Genomic DNA, 17,794 nt, shown 5'->3' on the forward strand with positions numbered 1-17,794 from the left:
ATCCTTGCCCGTGATCACGGCCAGGACACCCGGGACTTGGAGCGCCTTCTCCGCGTGAATCGCCTTGATCGTCGCGTGGGCGTACGGGCTGCGGTTGATGTCCAGGTAGAGCATGTCCGGGAACTTCACGTCGTCCACGTAGTGGCCCTGTCCACGGATGAACCGGGCATCCTCCTTGCGCTTGATCGACTCGCCCATGCCTCCGTGCACGGTCATGCCTTGCCACCTCCAGGGGATTCCCGCAGTTTGTTCGCCGCGTATTGGATCGACTTGACGATGTTCACGTACCCCGTGCAGCGGCAGAGGTTGCCCGCAATCGCGTGGCGGATCTCCGCCTCCGTCGGGTTGGGATGCTTCTTAAGGAACGCCACGGCGGACATCATCATGCCCGGCGTGCAGAAGCCGCACTGGAGGCCATGCTCCTCGTGGAAGCCTTCCTGGATCGGGTGGAGCTTGCCATCCTGCTCCAGGCCCTCCACGGTCATCACGCTCCGACCGCTCGCCTGGACCGCGAGGACCGTGCAGGACTTCACCGCCTTCCCGTCCAGGAGGACCGTGCACGCCCCGCAGTTCGTCGTGTCGCACCCGATGTGGGTCCCCGTCAGCCCGAGGTTCTCCCGGAGGAAATGCACGAGCAGTGTGCGAGCCTCGAGGTCCGCCGAATGGGCGACCCCGTTCACGTTCACACTGACCTTCTGCATGTCCGCACCCACGGCGTTCACGGTCGCCGGGTCACGAAGGACCATGTCACCGCCCTCCTTGGGCGCGACCGTGCGCCGCCTGCAAGGCGCGACGCGCCAGGACCGCCACCATGGACGCCTTGTACTCTGCGGGTCCCCGAAGATCCGACACGGGCTTCGCCGCCTTGCGAGCGAGGTCCGCGGCGTGGCGGAATGTGGCCTCGTCCGGCGCATGGCCGGCGAGGGCGCCCTCGGCTTCCTTCGCCCGGATCACGGTCGGACCCACGGCGGTAAGCCCCATGCCGGCGGCCTCGACCTTGCCCCGCGACTCCACCAAGCTGACCGCCACACCCGCGATCGGGAAGTCTCCCGCGCGCTTCTCGAGTTTCACGTACGCGCTGCCCTGGCCCGCCTTCGTCCGCGGGATTTGAATCTCGACGAGGACCTCATTGGGCTCGAGGGCCGTCGCGAAGGTGTCGACATAGAACTGATCGGCGGAGACCGTGCGATTCCCGTGGGATCCGCGAACGATGTACTTCGCGCCCAGAGCAATCATGCACGCGGGGAGATCGTTGGCCGGATCTCCATGCGAGACGTTCCCCCCCACGGTTCCCAGGTTCCGCACGAGCGGGTCGGCGATGACCGCCGCGGCGTCCGCGAAGATGGGGTATCTTGAGCGAATCAGATCCGAGTCGTTCAAGTCGTTGGTCCGGGTCAAGGCCCCAATCTTCAGGAGGTCGCCCTCCTCGCGGAGGTAGGCGAGATTCGGAATCCGGTTCAGGTCGATCAGGGCCTTCGGCTCTGCGAGGCGGAGCTTCAGGAGCGGGAGCAGGCTCTGCCCTCCCGCAAGGACCTTAGCCTCACCCTCGAAGCGGTCTAGCAGATCGACGGCGTCCTCCACAGATGTCGGCGCGTAGTACTCAAACTTCGGCGGAATCATTCTCGCTTCCCCCACGCGCAACGCGCGTGCCCCGCCCGTCACACAACGAGCGGTAACGACGATGCGTGCGCGCCATAAAACCCTTTTGCGAAGTTTTCGGGGTGCCGAAGAATCAAGAGCGGTCGTGCAACGGCCCGCGGCTGCGGAAATCGTCCGGCGCAAGGAGGAAATCGATGTGGGGGAGCGCGGCCATCATGCCCGCGGTCCGCGGCTCGAACCCTTCCGTCGCGGCGTGCGGGTTGACCCAGACGACGCGGTGTGCCCGCCGCCGAATCGCGCGGAGCTCCAGGCCCAGGCGGCCGAGGTCGTCCCGGTCCCAGCCATCGCTGAGAATCACCACCGCGGTTTCCGAACGGACGAGCAGTCCGTACCGCTGCACGAATTCCCCGAGGCACGCTCCGATGCGGGTGCCGCCTCCTGCGGCGCCCAGGGTCGGGAGGACCGCCGCGGCCGCGCGCGGATACCCGCGGCCCCGCAGCCCCGGCGTAATCTCGTGGAGGTCCGTGCTGAAGGCGAACACCCGCGAACGGGGACAGGATCGATGGAGCGCGTATACGAGGGCGAAGAGGTCGCTGTCGTGCTCCCGCATGGATCCGCTGACGTCCCAGAGGATCAGGAGGTCGGCACGCAGCCGTTTCCGGCGTTGCCGCCGGAAGACGACCCATTCCCCGCCGTTGCGCAGGCTCGCGCGACTCGTGGCGGGGAAATCGATTCGCCCTCGCCGGGACCGCTCCGTCCGGCGACCCGCGAGGGTGGCCACGGCTCGCCGGAATCGGCGGGCTCCGGAACGCAGGGTGAGGATCCCGGCAGGATCCATCAGGGTCAGCGGATGGCCGGGGGACGGCGCGTCGTCGCTGTACAACCCCACCAAGAGCGGACGCGGCGACTCGAAACCGCGTCCCAAAGACACGGTGGTGGATCGGTCCGTCAGGCGCCCATCCGCCGGAGGATTCCGGGGTGCCGGGGGCGCGTCCCTCGAGGGCGCGGCCGCCGGCTCACCCTCGAGGGAGGACCAGTAGGCGTCCAAGGCATCGTCCACGAGAGCGACCTCCGCCGGGGACTTGGCGAGGGTCGCGTGGCACGCCTCGCGGAACGACGCGGGATCGGCCGTGGCGAGGGACTCGAGGGCGCGTCCGAGGTCCAGCTCCGCGCCCACCCCCACGGCGAGACCGCGGCGCCTCAGGAACACAACGAACCCGGCGACGCGATCCACGAAGCGGTTGGCGAGGTCCGGGACCGATGGCGGCGACGCGTTCATCCCTTCGCCACGAGATCGTCCAACCGCGGCCCTTGAAGGAATTGGAGATCCTGTGCCTCCTTCACCAAGACGCCCAGGGTCTCTTCGACGACCTCCCGCGAAATCTGGGTCTGTTCGAGGGCGAGCAGCGCCGCGGCCCAGTTCAACGTCTCCGACACGCCAGGCCGCTTCACGAGGTCCTCCTCGCTCCGCACCCGCTGGACGAACGCGGCGATATCTCGCGCGAACGCCTGCCCCAGGCCCGGCACCTTCTTCCGGAGGATCGCGACCTCCTTGTCCAAGCTCGGGTAGCCTACGTACGCGTAGAGGCAGCGCCGTTTGAGGGCATCGCTGAGCTCACGCGTACGATTCGACGTGATCACCACGAACGGGATCTTCTTCGCTCGGATCGTTCCGAGTTCCGGAATCGTGATCTGGAAATCGGAGAGGACCTCCAGGAGGAGACCTTCGAACTCCTCGTCCGCACGGTCGATCTCGTCGATGAGAAGGACCGGCGGTGCACCGCCGTCGCCCTGCAGGGCACGCAGGAGCGGACGCGGCATGAGGAAGCGCTCGCTGAAGATCTCAGGCTCGAGCTCCCTCGCGCTCTTGGTCTTCTCGTTGAGCCGGATCGTCATGAGCTGCTTGGAGTAGTTCCATTCGTAGAGCGACGCGTTGGCGTCCAGGCCCTCGTAGCACTGGAGGCGTAGGAACTCGGCCCGGGTGGCCGAGGCCAGAACCTTGGCGAGCTCCGTCTTCCCGCAACCGGGCTCCCCTTCGACGAGAAGAGGCTTCTGCAGCTTGGCCGCGAGGAACACGGCCGTGGCCAGACCGCGCTCCGCGACGTAGTCCTGGTCGCTCAGGGCGGCGAGGACATCGTCGACCGAACCCCACGGACTCGGACGGGATGGCGGTGCGGGCGTGGTCTGACCTCGACGCATCCATCTCGGGGGCCCATATCAAAGTTTTCGGTCTGCCGAAAGCCGCGCCGGGTCAACGTACGGGCTCCGGCCGGAAGGCCTCCGGCGGGGGGGTACGGGCCAGGTAGTACAGGATGGTCGACCCTAGGTACTCATGAAGGACCGTACGTGCGAACCCGTTCTTGCGGAAGCGGCGCATGGACGTATCGACCGACACGGGCAGACTAACGAACCGTCCCAGGGGCCTCGACCGCAAGGCGATATCGTGCGTCTCATTCAGGAACAGGTCCTCCCGCATGCCTCCGAGCCGTTCGAACGCAGAACGCCGGAAGAAGAAGCAGAAACCTGCGTTGTGGGGGAACCCCCAGGCGATCATGGCCCGCTGGTAGGCATTGGCGAGGAAGAACAGGCAACGCTCCCCCGCAGTCCCGTCCAACGGGCGATACATTGTCGCGCCCCCGACGACCGAGGGATCGCGGAGTTCAACGAGGATCCGCTCCAGGACGTCCGAAGAAAGGATGCAGTCGGCGTCCACGAAGACGAGCACGTCGGAGCGCGCCTGCAACGCACCCCGGTTGCGCCCCTCCGCCGGCCCCCGCCGTTCGCCCGGTACGTATCGGGCCCGGAGAGAGGATGCGACCGCCTCGGTACCGTCCGTGCTTCCCGAGTCGGCCACGATCACCTCGAAATCGTGAACGGACTGCCGACGGAGCGAATCGAGGAGGGAGCCCAGCGTGCTCGCTTCGTTCCAGGTCGGGATGATAACGGAGAGCCGCGGCACCGGCGAAGGTCCAGAGCCGACCGCATCGGTTCCGGCACGCGGATCGGGTGGAGGGGCATCCATGAATGGCAGGCTCCGGGGTCCCGCAGCCTCCGCAGGCACATGACCCGGGGGTCTTAACCGTATGGTATGAAGGAGTGACTAGGGCCCGCATGGAATACGCATTCAGGGGTGCCGAAACCGGGCAAGAAGGTTTAAGTATATCGCGATATATCGCGATGGGCGATGATGCGCCGAGAGACGTTTGGGGGCACGTACCACTTCCTGGCCAAGGGAGACTTCGCGGGCCTCCTCCTCGTGGTCCTCCAGGAGAAACCGATGCACGGGTACGAGACCATGAAGGCGCTGGAGGACCGATTCCATGGCTTCTACAAGCCGAGCGCAGGTGCCATCTACCCCGCGCTCCGCTCCCTGCAACGCCGGGGACTCGTGAGCGTCACGGGAGGGGAGCGGCGGAAGACGTACCGGATCACCGCGGCGGGCAGGGCCCGTCTCCGCGAGGTCCACGAGGAGGTCGAGAGCCGGTTCAAAGCCCTCGAGAAGACGATGGGCCCGGAACGGGCCGCCATGTTCCGCGAGTTCCGAAAGACGGGTCAGCTCTTGAGGACGAACATCGGGAACGTGACCCCGGGCCAGGCCAAGGAGCTGCAACTCCTGATGGCGGAGATGCGGGAGCGGATCATGAAGATCCTTGCGGAGTGACGGAGGTTGAGAACATGGTCGGAAACGTGATTCAGGTGTCGGACTTGGTGAAGCGATTCGGGGAACTCACGGCGGTGGACCACGTGAGCTTCGAGGTCCGGGAAGGCGAGATTTTCGGATTCCTCGGTCCGAACGGCGCAGGAAAGACGACGACGATCAATATGCTGACGACCGTGCTCCGGCCCAACGGCGGCGTGGCCAAGGTCAACGGCCACGATGTGCTCCACGACGCCCTAGAGGTGCGCCGGTCCATCGGCCTCGTACCCCAGGAGTACACGGCGGACGAGGATCTCACGGGGCTGGAGAACCTCCTGCTCGTGGCGAGCCTGTACGAGGTCCCGCGAGCGGAGGCCAAGCAGCGGGCAGCGGAACTCCTCGAGCTCGTCCAGCTGAAGGACGCCGCGGACCGCACCGTGGACACGTACAGCGGAGGGATGCGACGGCGTCTCGAACTGGCCTGCGGGCTGATCAACCGTCCCAAGGTCCTGTTCCTGGACGAACCCACGCTCGGGCTGGACGTCCAGACCCGGGCGGCCGTCTGGGCCTACATCCGGCTCCTGAAGGAGAAATACCACATGACGCTCTTCATGACGACGCACTACCTCGAGGAGGCCGACAACCTGTGCGACCGAATCGCGATCATCGACCACGGGAAGATCGTGGCGCTCGACACGCCCCGAGCGCTCAAGGACTCCCTGGGAGGCGACATCGTGGAGATTCATGTGGACCGACCCGCCGAGGACGGTCTCGCGGCCTCCTTGCAAGCGCTCCCCAACGTCAAGGAGGTCCACCCCGTGGATGGTGGCTACCGGTTGACGGTCATCAACGGGGATGAGACGGCGCCCCTGGTCCTGGACGCCCTGCGGGCCCAGAACTTCAAGGCCACGCGGATCTCGATCGCCAAACCGACCCTCGATGAGGTGTACCTCGCCCGCACGGGCCGCACCATGCGGGAACAGGAAGGCAGCCGCGAGGACGTGTTCCGTCAGCGCATCGCGATGCGGAGGGCGAGACCATGAGCGGCCTCCTTGCCCTCACGGGGCGCGAGATCAAGAAGTGGTACAAGAACCCCTTCGTCCTGTTCATCTCCCTGGTCCAACCGATCATCTGGATGGGCTTGTTCGGGAAGGCGATGAATCTGGGGGCCATCGTGCCTACGAACCTTCCTGCGGGGACGCCCAATCCCCTCGCGGGATTTCTCGGCGGCGTGTCGGACTACTTCTCCTTCATGGCCGTCGGGATGCTCGCCTTCGTCGTCCTGTTCGCCACGATGTTCAGCGGCATGTCCATCGTCTGGGACCGCAGGCTGGGCTTCTTGAACAAGGTCCTCAGCACGCCTGCGAGCCGAGGCTCGATCGTCCTGAGCAAGGTGTTCATCGCCGTGATCCGGGCCCTCGTCCAAGCGGGCATCGTCCTGATCGCCGCGGTGGTCTTGGGGCTGGTGCTCGGACCCGACTTCACGCCCCTCTCCTTGATCGCCGTGTTCGGGGCGCTGTTCCTGATGAGCATCGGGCTGTCCGCCATGTTCGTGGCCATCGCGATCCGGTCGACGAAGTGGGAGACCCAGATGGCCATCATGAACCTCCTCAACCTGCCGCTCCTGTTTGCCAGCAACGCGCTCTTCCCGACCGCGTCCATGCCGTCCTGGCTGCAGGACATCGCGAAGGTGAACCCCGTCACGTACGGCACCGAGGCCGCGCGCCAGCTCATCCTGCTCCCGACGAACTGGAGCGTCGTGGGAGGCGACTTCCTATTCCTGGGGATATTCGCCACGGTGTTCGCGGCCATCGGGATCGCGCTCTCGTGGAGGTACCTGACCAAGTAGGCGTCGCGCCCCGGGAGCGCGGGAACGAAACCGCCCAAGCTACGGCGTCTCTCCGGACTCCACCTTGGCGGGGTCCGGGAACCTCTTCAGGACGCCCGTGAGGGAGGCGATCTCCTTCTTCGCGGCGTCCACCTCCTTTGCCGCGGAACCGTCGAACTTGGCCTCTGCGTCCTTCCCGTATGTCGCGTACAGGCGCGCCGCGGTCTGAAGGGTCACGAATCGCCCCGACGTCAGCTCCCCTTGGAGACCTTGTCCTCGCGCCAGCGCGTCGCTGGAAGGGTGCAGGTGGCCCAGGAAGTCGACCAGTGCGCCCACGCGACGCTGCAATCCCGCCGCGTCGTCGCTCCAGAGGATCAGGAGCGACCGCCGTTCGTCGTCCCGCACGGCCTTGAGCCAGGGCCAGGCCCCCTCGAGGGCCGTTCGAATCGGCCGCGACTCCCCGTACAGGTGCGTGAGCTTTGCGTCCGAGTAGTTCGGGAGTTCGAGGAGACCGTAGAACGAGCGGCTCCGCACCTCGTCGTGGCCGGGCCCTGCTCCTGCCAGGAGCCGAATCAGCGGTTCCGGATCGGACGCCTGGGGCGGCGCGGGGATGCCAACCCCGTGGTGCTGGCAGGTGTCCAGAAGCAGGGGGATCGCCACGTCGGCACGCGCGCGGGCCAGGAAGTCCAGGTAGGCGGCCTCCGCGGCCTGGTTGAAGGCGTCAATCGTGCCGACGAAGGCGTCCGCCTCCTGCCGCGAGGCGGGCGGCCGGGGCACGCGCTCCAAGTGCTCGACCCGCTTCCTCAAATCCCGAATCCGGGACTCGACACCGCGGTAGCGATCGCGGTACTCGGCTTGGAGCGTCCGCAGGCCCGAGGACTGCTCAATGACCTTGTCGAGCTTGTGCCAGACCTTCCGCGCCCCGTAGAAATCCCGCTTCCTTGCCTTGCGGAGGCTCCCGTCGAGGATCGCCACGTGCTTCGGGATCAGGCGTTTTTCCGCGGCGGCCTTGCGCAGGTCGGCGGCGATCGCGTCCACATCGCGCAGGAAGATGCGAATCTGGCGGTAGTTGTCCACCTCGGATTCCCGGATGAGCTTGTCCATACGGTCCCGGAACCGGTCCAGCTCGCCGCTGAGGGCACCGGGAAGCTCGGAGAATCGTTTCCGCATCTTCGCGATCTCTTCGAGGAGAGCCGGCGCGTCCCGTTCGAACGAGCCGGCCGCGGCGTCCTCGGGGAGGCTCATCCTCACCACGAAGGGGCACGTCGATATTTAGGTTCCGAGTCGGCGCCCGTTGCGGCAGACGCCCCCGACTCGGAGCGATCCGGAGGACGGCGGTTGGGGCCGCGATCCGGGCGACCCTGCCGCAAAGGCTTAAATGGCGGCTTCCCCTGAACCGCGGTCGATGCAGCTCCGTCTTCTCGACAAGCAGAAAGACTCCCTCCGGGTCGAGGTCACGAACCCCGACGAGACCCTGGTCCAGCCGCTCATTGCGGCGCTCCTGAAGGACGAGGACGTCGCGGACGCGCTGTACTACAGCGGCCACCCTCAGCTCGACAAGCCCGTGCTCACGGTGCGGACCAGGAAGGGTTCTCCCCAGGCCGCGCTGAAGCGCGCCGCGAAGGGACTCGCAGACCGGTACGCCGACGCGAAGAAACTCCTAGAGAAGGAGCTCGCGTAGCCGTATGGAGCGGGACCTCGGGATCCAAGGGTATCTGACGTCGACGCCGGGCGTCGGCGGCATCCTGAAGGCAGCCGCGGAGGATTTCGTCGTCGAGGAGGTCTCCTCCGACCTGCCGCGGACGCCCGGGGGCAGGTACACGATCGCCCGCGTGCGGGTCCGGGAGTGGGAGACCAACCGGCTCGTGCGGCAGCTCGCCCGGAGCCTCCACATCTCCCGGCGGCGCATCGGGTTCGCGGGCACGAAGGACAAGCGGGCCCTCACCACCCAGCTCGTCTCGTTCGAGGGGGTCCCGCCGGAGTCGCTCCGTGCGTTGCGGATCAAGGACGTCGAGATCCTGGATGCTTTCCCCTCCTCGCGAGGGCTGGAAATCGGCGACCTCGTCGGGAACGCGTTCCGGGTCGTTGTTCGAAACCTCCGTCTCCCGCCCGCCGAGGCCGCGAAGGCCGCGGCCGAGACGACGCGGCAGCTAGGGGCGTTTCGCGGGTTCCCCAACTTCTTCGGCGTCCAGCGGTTCGGGTCCGTGCGGCCCGTGACCCACGAAGTCGGCCGGCACCTGGTCCACGGGGGATTCCGCGAAGCCGTCGAGACGTACGCGGCGAACCCCATCGCAGGAGAGGACCCCGAATCGTACGAGGTCCGCGAGGCGTTCGCCGAGTCGGGCGATGTCAAGGAGGCGCTGCGGACGTACCCAAAGGCGTACACGTTCGAGAAGGCCATCCTCAGCCACCTCGCCGTCCATCCCGACGACTACGTGGGGGCGCTTCGCGTCCTTCCGCCGAACCTCCTCATCATGTTCGTTCATGCGTACCAGTCGTTCCTGTACAACCGGATCTTGAGCGAACGGATGCGCCGCGGGCTGCCCATCCATGAGCCGATCGTCGGGGACCTCGTGCTCCCTGCGGACCGACGAGGCCTGCCGGACCGCGATCGTGCCATCGAAGTGACCCCAGACAACGTCGCGCGAGCCACGGAACGGTGCCACGAAAGCAAGGGTTGGGTGAGCGCGATCCTCTACGGATCCGAGACGCGTTTCGCCGACGGCGAGATGGGCGCCATCGAACGGAGCATCGTCGGCTCCGAAGGCCTCCGCCCCGAGGACTTCATCATCCCGGAGATCCCGAGGATTTCTTCGCGCGGAACGCGCAGGGAAATCCTGGCTCCGTTCCGCTCGTTGGCGACCCGCGTGGAGGACGGAACGCTGCAGGTGGAGGTCGAGCTCACACGGGGGGCGTACGCCACCTGCCTCTTGCGGGAGTACATGAAGGGTGAGTGAAGACCACGCGGGTCAGGGGCGCAGACGAGTCCACAGGTCGGCGAATCGATCGACCGCGTCGTCCTCGAAGCTCTTCCGGTTCGCCACGAGGAGACTGGAGACCTCGGCCATGTCCTTGATCGCGAAGACGCTCTCCCGCTCGCGCCGATAGCGGAGCAGCAGGTCCCTCGCCATCATGTGCTGCAGGTGGTAGGACAGGGTCGACTTGGACACGCCCGCGGCCTCTCGGAGCTGGGCGAACGTCCGCTCGCCATGGACGAGGATCTCGACCACGATCTTGCGGGGCACGCCTTGCCGGAGGACCCCGAGGATCCGCCGCTGGGCCTCCATGAAGGCTCGCGCGATGAAGTACCGCTTCCGGTGGCCGTCCGTCTCGGACTTGAGCATGCCCTCTCGCTCGAGGTACATCAGGTGGTAGGACAGCATGCCCGTGGACATCCCGAGGGCCTGACCGATCCTGCGCAGATGGACCCCGGGGTTCGCGAGGAGGTAGTCGTAGATCCTCCGACGACTCTCCAGCTCAAGCCCTCCGGACACGCGATCACCTCAGGAGCGCGAGATACAGGGACACGAGTACCGCGAGGTTCAGCGTGACCCATTCCGTCCCGACGGACGAGGACCAGGACATCGCCATCTCCGCGATCAGCCAGACCCCTTCGACCAGGAAGAGTCCGAACGCAGCGCTCAGGAGCAGGAAGCGCCGCTCCCGATGCCGCGCGTACGACTTCACGGACACCGCGGCGAGGATGGCCGCGAAGCCCAGGAATGCAACCCGGACGAACGCATCGAGAGGCTCCATTAGCGAGGTGCAAAGGTCCGCCTGGGTAAAAGGTCTTTTCGTACGACGGTCGAAGGGGCGCGATCCACCCGGCCAATCCCTCTGGGGGCGACGAGTTCGAGGAATGTCCTACCGCATCCGGGAGGCGAACCAAAACCCACTTAACGCCGAGGAGACGCTTTGGGATGCGATGAAACCGGGAGGGGACCCCAGACGACGCGCCAGAGCGGCCACCATCCTGGTCGCCTTGGCGCTTCTCCCCGTCGCCGTGATGACCGTGATCGCGCACTCCCCCGTGGCCCGCCCGACCGCGTTGGACGGTGCACTCCCCGGTGCCACGATCCGTGCCCGGGACTTGGACCTCCCGGCCGCCGACGCGGTCCATCGCAGCCTCTCGAGCAGCCTGTTCGCCCCGTTCACCTGGGACGGCCTCGTCGCCTCCGGCCCCTTCGTCCGGTTTGACTATCTCCCAGGGGCCGGCACGATCTTGAACTACGTCGCGGTGAACGGGAGCGAGTCATCGGTCATCCTGAGTTCCATCCAAATCGAGGACTTCTCCCCCCTGTCCGCGCCCGTGGTCTCGGGCGCCACGTTCGCGGTCGCGGGCAACAACGTGATGATCGTCGCGCACGACGATCCCACGGCCCTCCTCGAGATCCGGACCCTGCGCCAACCCTTGAATGTGAGTCTTCGGTTCCCGGATGGGACCACCGACCTCGAGGCGTCTCACGCAACGGTGGGTCCCGCCTCGAGCCTCTCCTTCACGGACGCCAACGCCAGCGGTCGCATGATTGTGGGCCACGGGAACCTCTCCGTGAACCGGACGATTGTGTCCGTGTACCTCACCGCGCAGGACTACCTGGCCCTACGTGCGGTCCCCGTCTTCGCGGAACACGCCGCGGCACGCACCGCGGTCCTGGACGCGTTCGGCTCGGGCCGGCTCGCCGCCGAGTTCGATTTCGTCGCCGTGTCGGATGGCGGCTGGCTCGAGAACTCCGCGCAGTTCCATGCCGTGCCCGGGTTGCAGGACAGCAGCGTGCAGTTCAATCGGGCCGCGGTCTCGCTGGACCTGCCGAGGGCGCAGGGCGGCTTGGTGCTCATGGCTTTCGACCCGACCACGATGCCCGCGGATCCCGGCCATAACCTGGTCGTGCGGGTCAACGGCTCGGATGTCCCGCAATCGTTGGACCCGCTCGCCTCGCTGTTCGCGCTCCCGGGGTCTTCGGACCGAGCGGCCTATGTGCGCCTTCCCATGAACGCCACGGTCCTCGCCGTGTACCTCCCCGACCTGAGCCCGATGAGCATCCAGATTTCGAGCGTGGCCGTGCCGCCGCCTGGGATCGATCGCCCGACCCAGCTGGGCATCGTGGCGGCGATGTTCGTAGTCGCGATCGCGGCAGCAATCATGTTCCGACGGCAGTCCACCTGAGCGGCGAATTTCTTATACGCGGCCCGTCATCGCCCCGGACGATGCCCGCGAAGAAAGAGGTCTGCGGGGTCTCTGGCTGCGGTCAGGACGCCGTCCGGTCCGTGGCCGTCGACAAAGCGAAGGAGACTCTCCCGGGCAAGTCCCTCACCGCGGACTTTCGTCGGGTCCATCTCTGCCGGGAGCACTACCGCGCCTTCCGGAAGGCGACGAAGAAGGATCGGGAGCTCGAGCGCCTGGGATGGTAGGCCTGGCGCGCGCCGGGTTCGGGTCGTGACCCTGTGCGGCCTCGTCCTCGGCACATCAACTTCCTGACGAACGCTGCTGCCTCGGCGGCGGGGCTGTTCATCCCGCTCTACGCGGTCCAGTACGGCGCCACGCTCGAGGAAGTCGGGTTCATCGTCGCCGCGTACAACGCGTTCATCGTGTTCGCGTCCATCCTGTTCGGGCGGGCGGCGGATGTGCAGGGGGTGCGTCGCATCCTGCGCGCGGGGCTCCTCCTCTCTGCGGTCACTAGCCTCACGCAACCCTTCGCCACGAATCCCTGGCTTCTCCTGGCGAGCCGCTCCCTGCTCGGGCTCTGCGTCGGGATGTACCCCGCGGCACTCCTCGCGTACGCGAAGACCGCGGACTCCCTGATGGGGAAATTCTCCTCCTGGGGATCACTGGGCTGGGCCTTGGGGAACGCGCTCGCTGGAATCGCCGCGCAAATTGATCCCAACGTCTACTGGCAGGTGTTCGCCCTCGCCTCCGGCGCGTGGTTCCTCGCGTTCTTCTTCGCCACGGCGGCGCCTGCGGAACCCGCAGGCGGGATCCGGATCCCGCTCTTCCCCCGCAAGGTGCTCCGGCGGAACATCCCCGTGTACGCGATGATGTTCATCCGGCACACGGGCGCGAACATGGTCTGGGGCATCTTCCCGATCTACCTCGCGGAGGTCCTCCACCTAGATGTCCTCGAGATCGGCCTGATCAACGCGTTCAATCCGTTCGTCCAGTTCGCGGTCATGCAGGGGATCGACCGGTACGGGAGTCGGACGCTCATCGTCGCCGGCCTGCTCGGATCCTTCGCAACCTTCGTCCTGTTCCTCGCCGCCCGGGACTTCTGGTCCATGCTCGCGACGCAGATCGTCCTCGGCTTCTCCTGGGCGACACTCTACGTGGGCTCCCTGAAGTCGATCACCGAGGACAACGCGGAGACGGGCACGGCCGGAGGATGGTTCAACAGCGTGACGAGCCTCTCGTCCATCGCGGGGCCCGTCCTCGGAGGATTCGTGGCGGCCGTGAGCTACGACTTGACCTTTGAGATCGCGGCCGCCTTGGCGCTCGCGGCCCTTGCGGTCTACGCGTTCGCCCGGAGGCGTCCGGCTCCCCGGCCGCCGGAGACGTACGCCGCGGGCTGAACCGCGCCTCGCACGGTCTACTCGATCTCGAGCTCATTCAGGGTGGTCTTCGGGTTCCGCTTCCGGTTCAGTCGGATCCGCCCGAAGCGCTCGATGCAGATCTCGTTCACGATGCATGACCGGGCGCGAAACAGGTGCCCTCCGACGACGCCGTGATCGGGTCCCGCGACCCCGACGTGGACGTGGAACTTCGGGTCTGCCCGCATCGTGATGCTGCCGTGGAAGGCGAGGAGCTCGTGGCGGCCCGCGTACGTCTTCTTCTCGTACCCTTGGGGGCCGAAGAACCCAATCTCGAAATCCTGGAGCATACCGATCCCCCAGAGAATCGCACCGCTCTCGATCTGGTGGGTTCGGGCGACGGCCTCCAGGCTCGCGAAAACGTCCTCGCCGTCGGAGAACTTCGCCATAACGCGGTCGCCGTCCGCGGCGCTCTGCAACCGATCACGGCTCCCGGAGGGGCACGGCCTTGATGTGCAGTCTTCGGTCGATCGCGCGGGCCAAGTCCGCGGCGTGGCTGAACACCGGGTACACCACGCGGGGTTCGCACGCCTCGACGAACGCTACGATGTCGTCGAAATCGGCGTGGTCGCTCAGGGGGAACTGGGCATCCAGCCCGTACCGGCGCGTGAAGTCGAAGAACGCCGTCCAGCCCGAGACGTACGCGGAGCGGAGCCGCAGCCCTCCCAGCCAGGAGACACTCTCGTCGAGCGGGGGCCGGAGCCAGCCCGGCGGCAGGATGTACACCCGGGGATCCCTGCGCTCCGATTCGGCGAGGCTGGAGATCCGGCGGTACGCTAGGGGGACCCCATGACGCACGTAGATGTCTGCCAGGTCCGCGATCCCGTCCGCAACGGCCACCTCGACGCCCAGGCGATTCACGAGGGCGATCAGTTCCTGGCTCTTCCCGAAGACGTAGCCGCCCAGGGCCACGGGGCCTTCCGCGAGCTCCATTTCGAGCCAGTTCAGCAGATCCGCTTCGACCGCCGTCTTGTCGGGGAAGCTCAGTCCCGGCTTTCCGTACGTGGCGTCGATGACAAGGCCGTGGACCTTCTCGGGCACGGCCTTCCCGCAGGTCGCTCCGCCCTCCGGATTGAAGTCGCCCGTGTAGAGGAGGTCGTCCACGCGCACCATGGCCGACCCGAAGACGTGACCGGCGTCTCGCAGCGTGACGTAGAATCCGTTGAGCTCGGCCTCGCGGTTGTACGGGAGCTCGATCCCTGTGCCCGATCCCCGGCGTGCGCGGAGGACCTCGAGCGTCTCCGGGGTCATCACGCCCCCCGAGGTCAGATGGTCCATGTGTGCGTGGCTCACCACGGACCCGGGCGTCTTCCGCACAGGATCGAGGATGATTCGGGAGAAGCCCTCTTGGAGCAGGATGCCTCCGCGATACGCCACCTGCATCAAGCACGCCTCGTGAACACGTATCGGATCGGGATGCGGCGACGGAGCCCGGTCCAGTATTTGCACCTCTCGCATCGATAGCCCAAGGTCACCGTGCCTCCGTACACGGTCATGTTCCGCACCCGCCGCAGACGCCTCCCGCACACGGGGCACTTGTAGAGGCTCGTCTTCTGGTCCGCCTCGCGGCAGTGGATCTCGAGTTCCACAAGCCCCGAGTCAATCGCAAGGAGGCGCAGCCTCGGTTCACCGACGCGGAACCTCTCCTCGGCGCGGAGATCCTTCTCCACGAGCTGCTTGAGGCGGCGCTGGCTGTTCACCTCGTGCCGGGTCGCGAACACCCGCACGAGCGACTCCTTCACGCGCTCGTCGCTCGGGATGCGGTATTCCGGCATCGTTCGCGGGAAACACCCGACCCCATACTAACGTTTCGTCGGGATGGCCGAGGACGTCCTCGGACGGGCCGCGTCGGCCAAGGATTATCCGGGCCACCGCCATCGGCATCGCGTGGATGCCCGGGAAGTCCGCTCGGTGGAGGCCCTCACCGCTCGCGTCGTCGCGTGTCGCCGGTGCCCCCGTCTCGTCCGGTACCGTGAGGCGGTCGCGCGGACCAGGGTGGCGCGGTTCCGGGAGTGGACGTACTGGGGGCGTCCCGTTCCCGGGTTTGGCGATCCGGGCGCGCGCCTCCTGATCGTGGGCCTGGCACCCGCGGCTCACGGCGGAAACCGGACGGGCCGCGTCTTCACGGGGGATCGGAGCGGAGATTGGCTGTACCGCGCACTCTACCGGGCAGGATTCGCCAACCAGCCCACATCCGTGTCCATCGGCGACGGGCTCCGCCTGAGCGATGCGTACATCGCGGCCGCGGTCCGCTGTGCACCGCCGGGGAATCGGCCGACGCGCGCCGAGTTCGAGCGGTGCCAGCCCTTCCTCGAGGCGGAGATCGAACTCCTGCATGGGTTGCGAGTCGTCGTGACGCTCGGCAACGTGGCCATGGACCGGTTCCTGCGTGCCTGGAAGGCCACGGGCCGGACCGCCCCGCGCCCGAAGCCCCGATTTGGCCACGGTAAGCGGTATGCGATCGGAGCCGCGGTGCTCCTGACCTCCTACCATCCGAGCCAACGGAATACCCAGACCGGCCTCCTCACGGAGCCCATGTTCGACGCCATCTTCCGCGCGGCGAGGGAGGAACTCCACGGACGGCCGGAGAGGGCGGCCATCCGAACTCGTACTAAAAGAAGACGCTGAACGGTCTATACCTTCCGTGAAAAAGGGATTATATCCCCTGCGGCGTGCCAGCGTCCATGGCCGAGCCCAAGAAAGTCATCATCCTCGGGGCCGCGGGGCGGGACTTCCACAATTTCAACACGTACTTCCGCGACAATCCGGAATACCGGGTGGTCTGCTTCACGGCGACCCAGATCCCCGGCATCGCCGGGCGGAAGTATCCCGCAATCCTCGCCGGCAAGCTCTATCCGGACGGAATCCCCATTCTGGCCGAGGACGACCTGCCCCTCCTGATCCGGAAGTACGCCGCGAACATCGTCGTCTTTGCCTACAGCGACGTGGACTATCCGTACATCGGGCACCGGGCCGCCCTTTCGAACGCGAACGGCGCGGACTTCATGCTGATCAACGCGCTGTCTACCATGATCAAGTCCAAGGTGCCCGTGATCGCCGTGTGTGCGGTCCGCACGGGGAGCGGGAAGAGCCAGACGACGCGGCGCGTCGCGCAGATCCTCCGGGATCGAGGCAAGAAGGTCGTCGTGGTCCGCCACCCCATGCCGTACGGCGACCTCGCCAAGCAGGCCGTTCAGCGCTTCGCGACGTACGCGGACCTCGACAAGCACGAATGCACGATCGAGGAGCGCGAGGAGTACGAGCCCCACATCGACAAGGGAACCGTAGTCTACGCGGGCGTGGACTACGAGGCGATCCTCCGGCAGGCCGAGAAGGAGGCCGACATCGTCCTCTGGGACGGCGGGAACAACGACACCTCGTTCTACAAGCCTGACCTGTTGCTGGTCGTCGCGGACCCCCTCCGGCCCGGGCACGAAATCAGTTACTATCCGGGGGAGACGAACATCCGCTTGGCCGACGTGGTCATCATCAACAAGGTAGACACGGCCACACCGGAGAACATCGAGAAGGTCAAGCAGAACGTCCGGATGCTGAACCCCGACGCGGTCATCGTGGAAGCGGCTTCGCCGATCACGCCGGACGACGGAGTCCAGATCCGGGGGAAGAAGGTCCTCACGATCGAGGACGGGCCCACCCTCACCCATGGCGGGATGGAGTACGGAGCCGCGTACATCGCAGCGCAGCGCTTTGGCGCCGCCGAGATCGTGAGCGCCGTGCCCTACGCGGTGGGTTCCATCAAGGATACCTACAAGAAGTACGCGAACTCCCGGAAGGTCCTCCCCGCCATGGGGTACGGTGAGAAGCAGATCAAGGAACTCCAGGAAACGATCGACGCGACCCCGTGCGATCTCGTCCTCAGCGGCACGCCGATCGACCTGAGCCGCGTCCTCAAGTCGAACAAGCCGATCGTCCACGTCCGCTACGAATTGGACGAGATCGGCCACCCGAACCTCGAGGATGTCCTGAAGGACTGGAACCTGCTCTGACGCGGGTCAATGGACGACCGACACCCGCCTGACGATGACTCATGGAAACCGGCCCGGGTGAAGACGGTAGTACTCCCAGAGGATCGCCACCAGGAGAGCGCCCGCCAGGATGAACCAGTCCCCGGGGCTCGTGACCGTCGCGAG

22 protein-coding genes are annotated in these 17,794 nt (G+C 66.5%); 10 read left to right on the plus strand and 12 right to left on the minus strand.

Features of this window, described 5'->3' with window-relative positions; all coding sequences use genetic code 11:
- The 6 genes from VEY12_09725 to VEY12_09750 all read right to left on the minus strand — a co-directional run.
- Positions 1 to 216 (minus strand): hypothetical protein (locus tag VEY12_09725; GenBank protein ID HYM40397.1); only part of this gene is annotated, 216 nt, incomplete at its 3' end.
- The gene (locus VEY12_09730; GenBank protein ID HYM40398.1) at positions 213 to 746 is read right to left on the minus strand and encodes a (2Fe-2S)-binding protein; all 534 of its coding nucleotides are present in this window, start codon (positions 744 to 746) and stop codon (positions 213 to 215) included. The genes VEY12_09730 and VEY12_09725, both read right to left, overlap by 4 nt.
- 1 nt (position 747) lies before the next feature.
- Positions 748 to 1,620, minus strand: a complete 873-nt coding sequence (locus VEY12_09735) for a xanthine dehydrogenase family protein subunit M (protein ID HYM40399.1) — start codon at positions 1,618 to 1,620, stop codon at positions 748 to 750.
- 112 nt (positions 1,621 to 1,732) lie between these two features.
- Complete coding sequence (locus tag VEY12_09740) at positions 1,733 to 2,878, minus strand: VWA domain-containing protein (protein ID HYM40400.1); 1,146 nt, start codon at positions 2,876 to 2,878, stop codon at positions 1,733 to 1,735.
- The gene (locus tag VEY12_09745) at positions 2,875 to 3,798 is read right to left on the minus strand and encodes a MoxR family ATPase (GenBank protein HYM40401.1); all 924 of its coding nucleotides are present in this window, start codon (positions 3,796 to 3,798) and stop codon (positions 2,875 to 2,877) included. Before VEY12_09745 ends, VEY12_09740 begins: the two co-directional genes overlap by 4 nt.
- A 52-nt stretch (positions 3,799 to 3,850) precedes the next feature.
- Positions 3,851 to 4,558: a glycosyltransferase gene (locus VEY12_09750; GenBank protein HYM40402.1), complete on the minus strand. Its 708-nt coding sequence runs from the start codon at positions 4,556 to 4,558 to the stop codon at positions 3,851 to 3,853.
- Between the two features lie 225 nt (positions 4,559 to 4,783).
- On the opposite strand from VEY12_09750, the gene VEY12_09755 reads away from it, so the two are divergent.
- Genes VEY12_09755 through VEY12_09765 form a run of 3 tightly spaced genes read left to right on the plus strand, consistent with a single transcriptional unit; the run spans position 4,784 to position 7,085 of the window.
- Entirely contained in the window at positions 4,784 to 5,260 is a 477-nt protein-coding gene (locus VEY12_09755) for a PadR family transcriptional regulator (protein ID HYM40403.1), read from the plus strand.
- Positions 5,261 to 5,274: 14 nt separating this feature from the next.
- Complete coding sequence (locus tag VEY12_09760; GenBank protein ID HYM40404.1) at positions 5,275 to 6,279, plus strand: ATP-binding cassette domain-containing protein; 1,005 nt, start codon at positions 5,275 to 5,277, stop codon at positions 6,277 to 6,279.
- Positions 6,276 to 7,085: an ABC transporter permease gene (locus VEY12_09765; GenBank protein HYM40405.1), complete on the plus strand. Its 810-nt coding sequence runs from the start codon at positions 6,276 to 6,278 to the stop codon at positions 7,083 to 7,085. Before VEY12_09760 ends, VEY12_09765 begins: the two co-directional genes overlap by 4 nt.
- Before the next feature lie 39 nt (positions 7,086 to 7,124).
- Here the strand turns inward: VEY12_09765 and VEY12_09770 are convergent, their stop codons facing one another.
- Positions 7,125 to 8,309: a hypothetical protein gene (locus tag VEY12_09770; GenBank protein ID HYM40406.1), complete on the minus strand. Its 1,185-nt coding sequence runs from the start codon at positions 8,307 to 8,309 to the stop codon at positions 7,125 to 7,127.
- 160 nt (positions 8,310 to 8,469) lie between these two features.
- Here VEY12_09770 and VEY12_09775 point away from each other — a divergent pair, with 160 nt between their 5' ends.
- Both VEY12_09775 and truD read left to right on the plus strand, forming a co-directional pair.
- Complete coding sequence (locus VEY12_09775) at positions 8,470 to 8,745, plus strand: DNA-directed RNA polymerase subunit L (protein ID HYM40407.1); 276 nt, start codon at positions 8,470 to 8,472, stop codon at positions 8,743 to 8,745.
- A 4-nt stretch (positions 8,746 to 8,749) separates the two neighbouring features.
- Positions 8,750 to 10,021 (plus strand): tRNA pseudouridine(13) synthase TruD, encoded by a 1,272-nt coding sequence (truD, locus tag VEY12_09780; protein ID HYM40408.1) that lies wholly within the window; start codon positions 8,750 to 8,752, stop codon positions 10,019 to 10,021.
- A 12-nt stretch (positions 10,022 to 10,033) separates the two neighbouring features.
- On the opposite strand, the gene VEY12_09785 is transcribed toward truD, so the two are convergent.
- Entirely contained in the window at positions 10,034 to 10,558 is a 525-nt protein-coding gene (locus VEY12_09785) for a winged helix-turn-helix transcriptional regulator (protein HYM40409.1), read from the minus strand.
- A gap of 4 nt (positions 10,559 to 10,562) precedes the next feature.
- A complete protein-coding gene (locus VEY12_09790) occupies positions 10,563 to 10,820 on the minus strand; it encodes a hypothetical protein (protein HYM40410.1) in 258 nt (85 codons plus the stop codon).
- A 169-nt stretch (positions 10,821 to 10,989) separates the two neighbouring features.
- Between VEY12_09790 and VEY12_09795 the strand changes: the two genes are divergently transcribed.
- The 3 genes from VEY12_09795 to VEY12_09805 are packed head-to-tail and all read left to right on the plus strand — an operon-like array spanning position 10,990 to position 13,625.
- Positions 10,990 to 12,228, plus strand: a complete 1,239-nt coding sequence (locus VEY12_09795) for a hypothetical protein (GenBank protein HYM40411.1) — start codon at positions 10,990 to 10,992, stop codon at positions 12,226 to 12,228.
- Between the two features lie 41 nt (positions 12,229 to 12,269).
- On the plus strand, positions 12,270 to 12,473 hold the full coding sequence (locus VEY12_09800; GenBank protein HYM40412.1) for a hypothetical protein: 204 nt from the start codon (positions 12,270 to 12,272) through the stop codon (positions 12,471 to 12,473).
- A gap of 33 nt (positions 12,474 to 12,506) precedes the next feature.
- On the plus strand, positions 12,507 to 13,625 hold the full coding sequence (locus VEY12_09805; protein HYM40413.1) for an MFS transporter: 1,119 nt from the start codon (positions 12,507 to 12,509) through the stop codon (positions 13,623 to 13,625).
- 17 nt (positions 13,626 to 13,642) lie between these two features.
- On the opposite strand, the gene VEY12_09810 is transcribed toward VEY12_09805, so the two are convergent.
- From VEY12_09810 to VEY12_09820, 3 genes are read right to left on the minus strand one after another with little or no spacing between them, the layout of a single operon-like run.
- Positions 13,643 to 14,032 (minus strand): PPC domain-containing DNA-binding protein, encoded by a 390-nt coding sequence (locus tag VEY12_09810; protein ID HYM40414.1) that lies wholly within the window; start codon positions 14,030 to 14,032, stop codon positions 13,643 to 13,645.
- A 34-nt stretch (positions 14,033 to 14,066) separates the two neighbouring features.
- A complete protein-coding gene (locus VEY12_09815) occupies positions 14,067 to 15,026 on the minus strand; it encodes a hypothetical protein (GenBank protein ID HYM40415.1) in 960 nt (319 codons plus the stop codon).
- Positions 15,026 to 15,418: a hypothetical protein gene (locus tag VEY12_09820; GenBank protein HYM40416.1), complete on the minus strand. Its 393-nt coding sequence runs from the start codon at positions 15,416 to 15,418 to the stop codon at positions 15,026 to 15,028. Before VEY12_09820 ends, VEY12_09815 begins: the two co-directional genes overlap by 1 nt.
- Positions 15,419 to 15,530: 112 nt before the next feature.
- Here VEY12_09820 and VEY12_09825 point away from each other — a divergent pair, with 112 nt between their 5' ends.
- Together VEY12_09825 and VEY12_09830 are read left to right on the plus strand one after the other, a co-directional pair.
- Positions 15,531 to 16,271, plus strand: a complete 741-nt coding sequence (locus VEY12_09825) for a uracil-DNA glycosylase (GenBank protein HYM40417.1) — start codon at positions 15,531 to 15,533, stop codon at positions 16,269 to 16,271.
- Positions 16,272 to 16,327: 56 nt separating this feature from the next.
- Positions 16,328 to 17,650, plus strand: coding sequence for a cyclic 2,3-diphosphoglycerate synthase (locus tag VEY12_09830; GenBank protein HYM40418.1), 1,323 nt, complete (start codon positions 16,328 to 16,330; stop codon positions 17,648 to 17,650).
- The last annotated feature ends 144 nt before the right edge of the window (positions 17,651 to 17,794 follow it).

This window comes from Thermoplasmata archaeon, assembly GCA_035632695.1.
Lineage (GTDB): Archaea > Thermoplasmatota > Thermoplasmata > RBG-16-68-12 > RBG-16-68-12 > RBG-16-68-12.

Excerpts from the sequence above, each read along its gene's own strand:
- VEY12_09765 (HYM40405.1), top strand. The coding sequence starts at position 6,276 with ATGAGCGGCCTCCTTGCCCTCACGGGGCGCGAGATCAAGAAGTGGTAC.
- VEY12_09740 (HYM40400.1), bottom strand. The coding sequence starts at position 2,878 with ATGAACGCGTCGCCGCCATCGGTCCCGGACCTCGCCAACCGCTTCGTG.
- VEY12_09735 (HYM40399.1), bottom strand. The coding sequence starts at position 1,620 with ATGATTCCGCCGAAGTTTGAGTACTACGCGCCGACATCTGTGGAGGAC.
- VEY12_09810 (HYM40414.1), bottom strand. The coding sequence starts at position 14,032 with ATGGCGAAGTTCTCCGACGGCGAGGACGTTTTCGCGAGCCTGGAGGCC.
- VEY12_09730 (HYM40398.1), bottom strand. The coding sequence starts at position 746 with ATGGTCCTTCGTGACCCGGCGACCGTGAACGCCGTGGGTGCGGACATG.
- VEY12_09815 (HYM40415.1), bottom strand. The coding sequence starts at position 15,026 with ATGCAGGTGGCGTATCGCGGAGGCATCCTGCTCCAAGAGGGCTTCTCC.
- VEY12_09820 (HYM40416.1), bottom strand. The coding sequence starts at position 15,418 with ATGCCGGAATACCGCATCCCGAGCGACGAGCGCGTGAAGGAGTCGCTC.
- VEY12_09830 (HYM40418.1), top strand. The coding sequence starts at position 16,328 with ATGGCCGAGCCCAAGAAAGTCATCATCCTCGGGGCCGCGGGGCGGGAC.
- VEY12_09760 (HYM40404.1), top strand. The coding sequence starts at position 5,275 with ATGGTCGGAAACGTGATTCAGGTGTCGGACTTGGTGAAGCGATTCGGG.
- VEY12_09795 (HYM40411.1), top strand. The coding sequence starts at position 10,990 with ATGAAACCGGGAGGGGACCCCAGACGACGCGCCAGAGCGGCCACCATC.
- VEY12_09745 (HYM40401.1), bottom strand. The coding sequence starts at position 3,798 with ATGCGTCGAGGTCAGACCACGCCCGCACCGCCATCCCGTCCGAGTCCG.
- truD (HYM40408.1), top strand. The coding sequence starts at position 8,750 with ATGGAGCGGGACCTCGGGATCCAAGGGTATCTGACGTCGACGCCGGGC.
- VEY12_09790 (HYM40410.1), bottom strand. The coding sequence starts at position 10,820 with ATGGAGCCTCTCGATGCGTTCGTCCGGGTTGCATTCCTGGGCTTCGCG.
- VEY12_09775 (HYM40407.1), top strand. The coding sequence starts at position 8,470 with ATGCAGCTCCGTCTTCTCGACAAGCAGAAAGACTCCCTCCGGGTCGAG.
- VEY12_09800 (HYM40412.1), top strand. The coding sequence starts at position 12,270 with ATGCCCGCGAAGAAAGAGGTCTGCGGGGTCTCTGGCTGCGGTCAGGAC.
- VEY12_09770 (HYM40406.1), bottom strand. The coding sequence starts at position 8,309 with ATGAGCCTCCCCGAGGACGCCGCGGCCGGCTCGTTCGAACGGGACGCG.
- VEY12_09755 (HYM40403.1), top strand. The coding sequence starts at position 4,784 with ATGATGCGCCGAGAGACGTTTGGGGGCACGTACCACTTCCTGGCCAAG.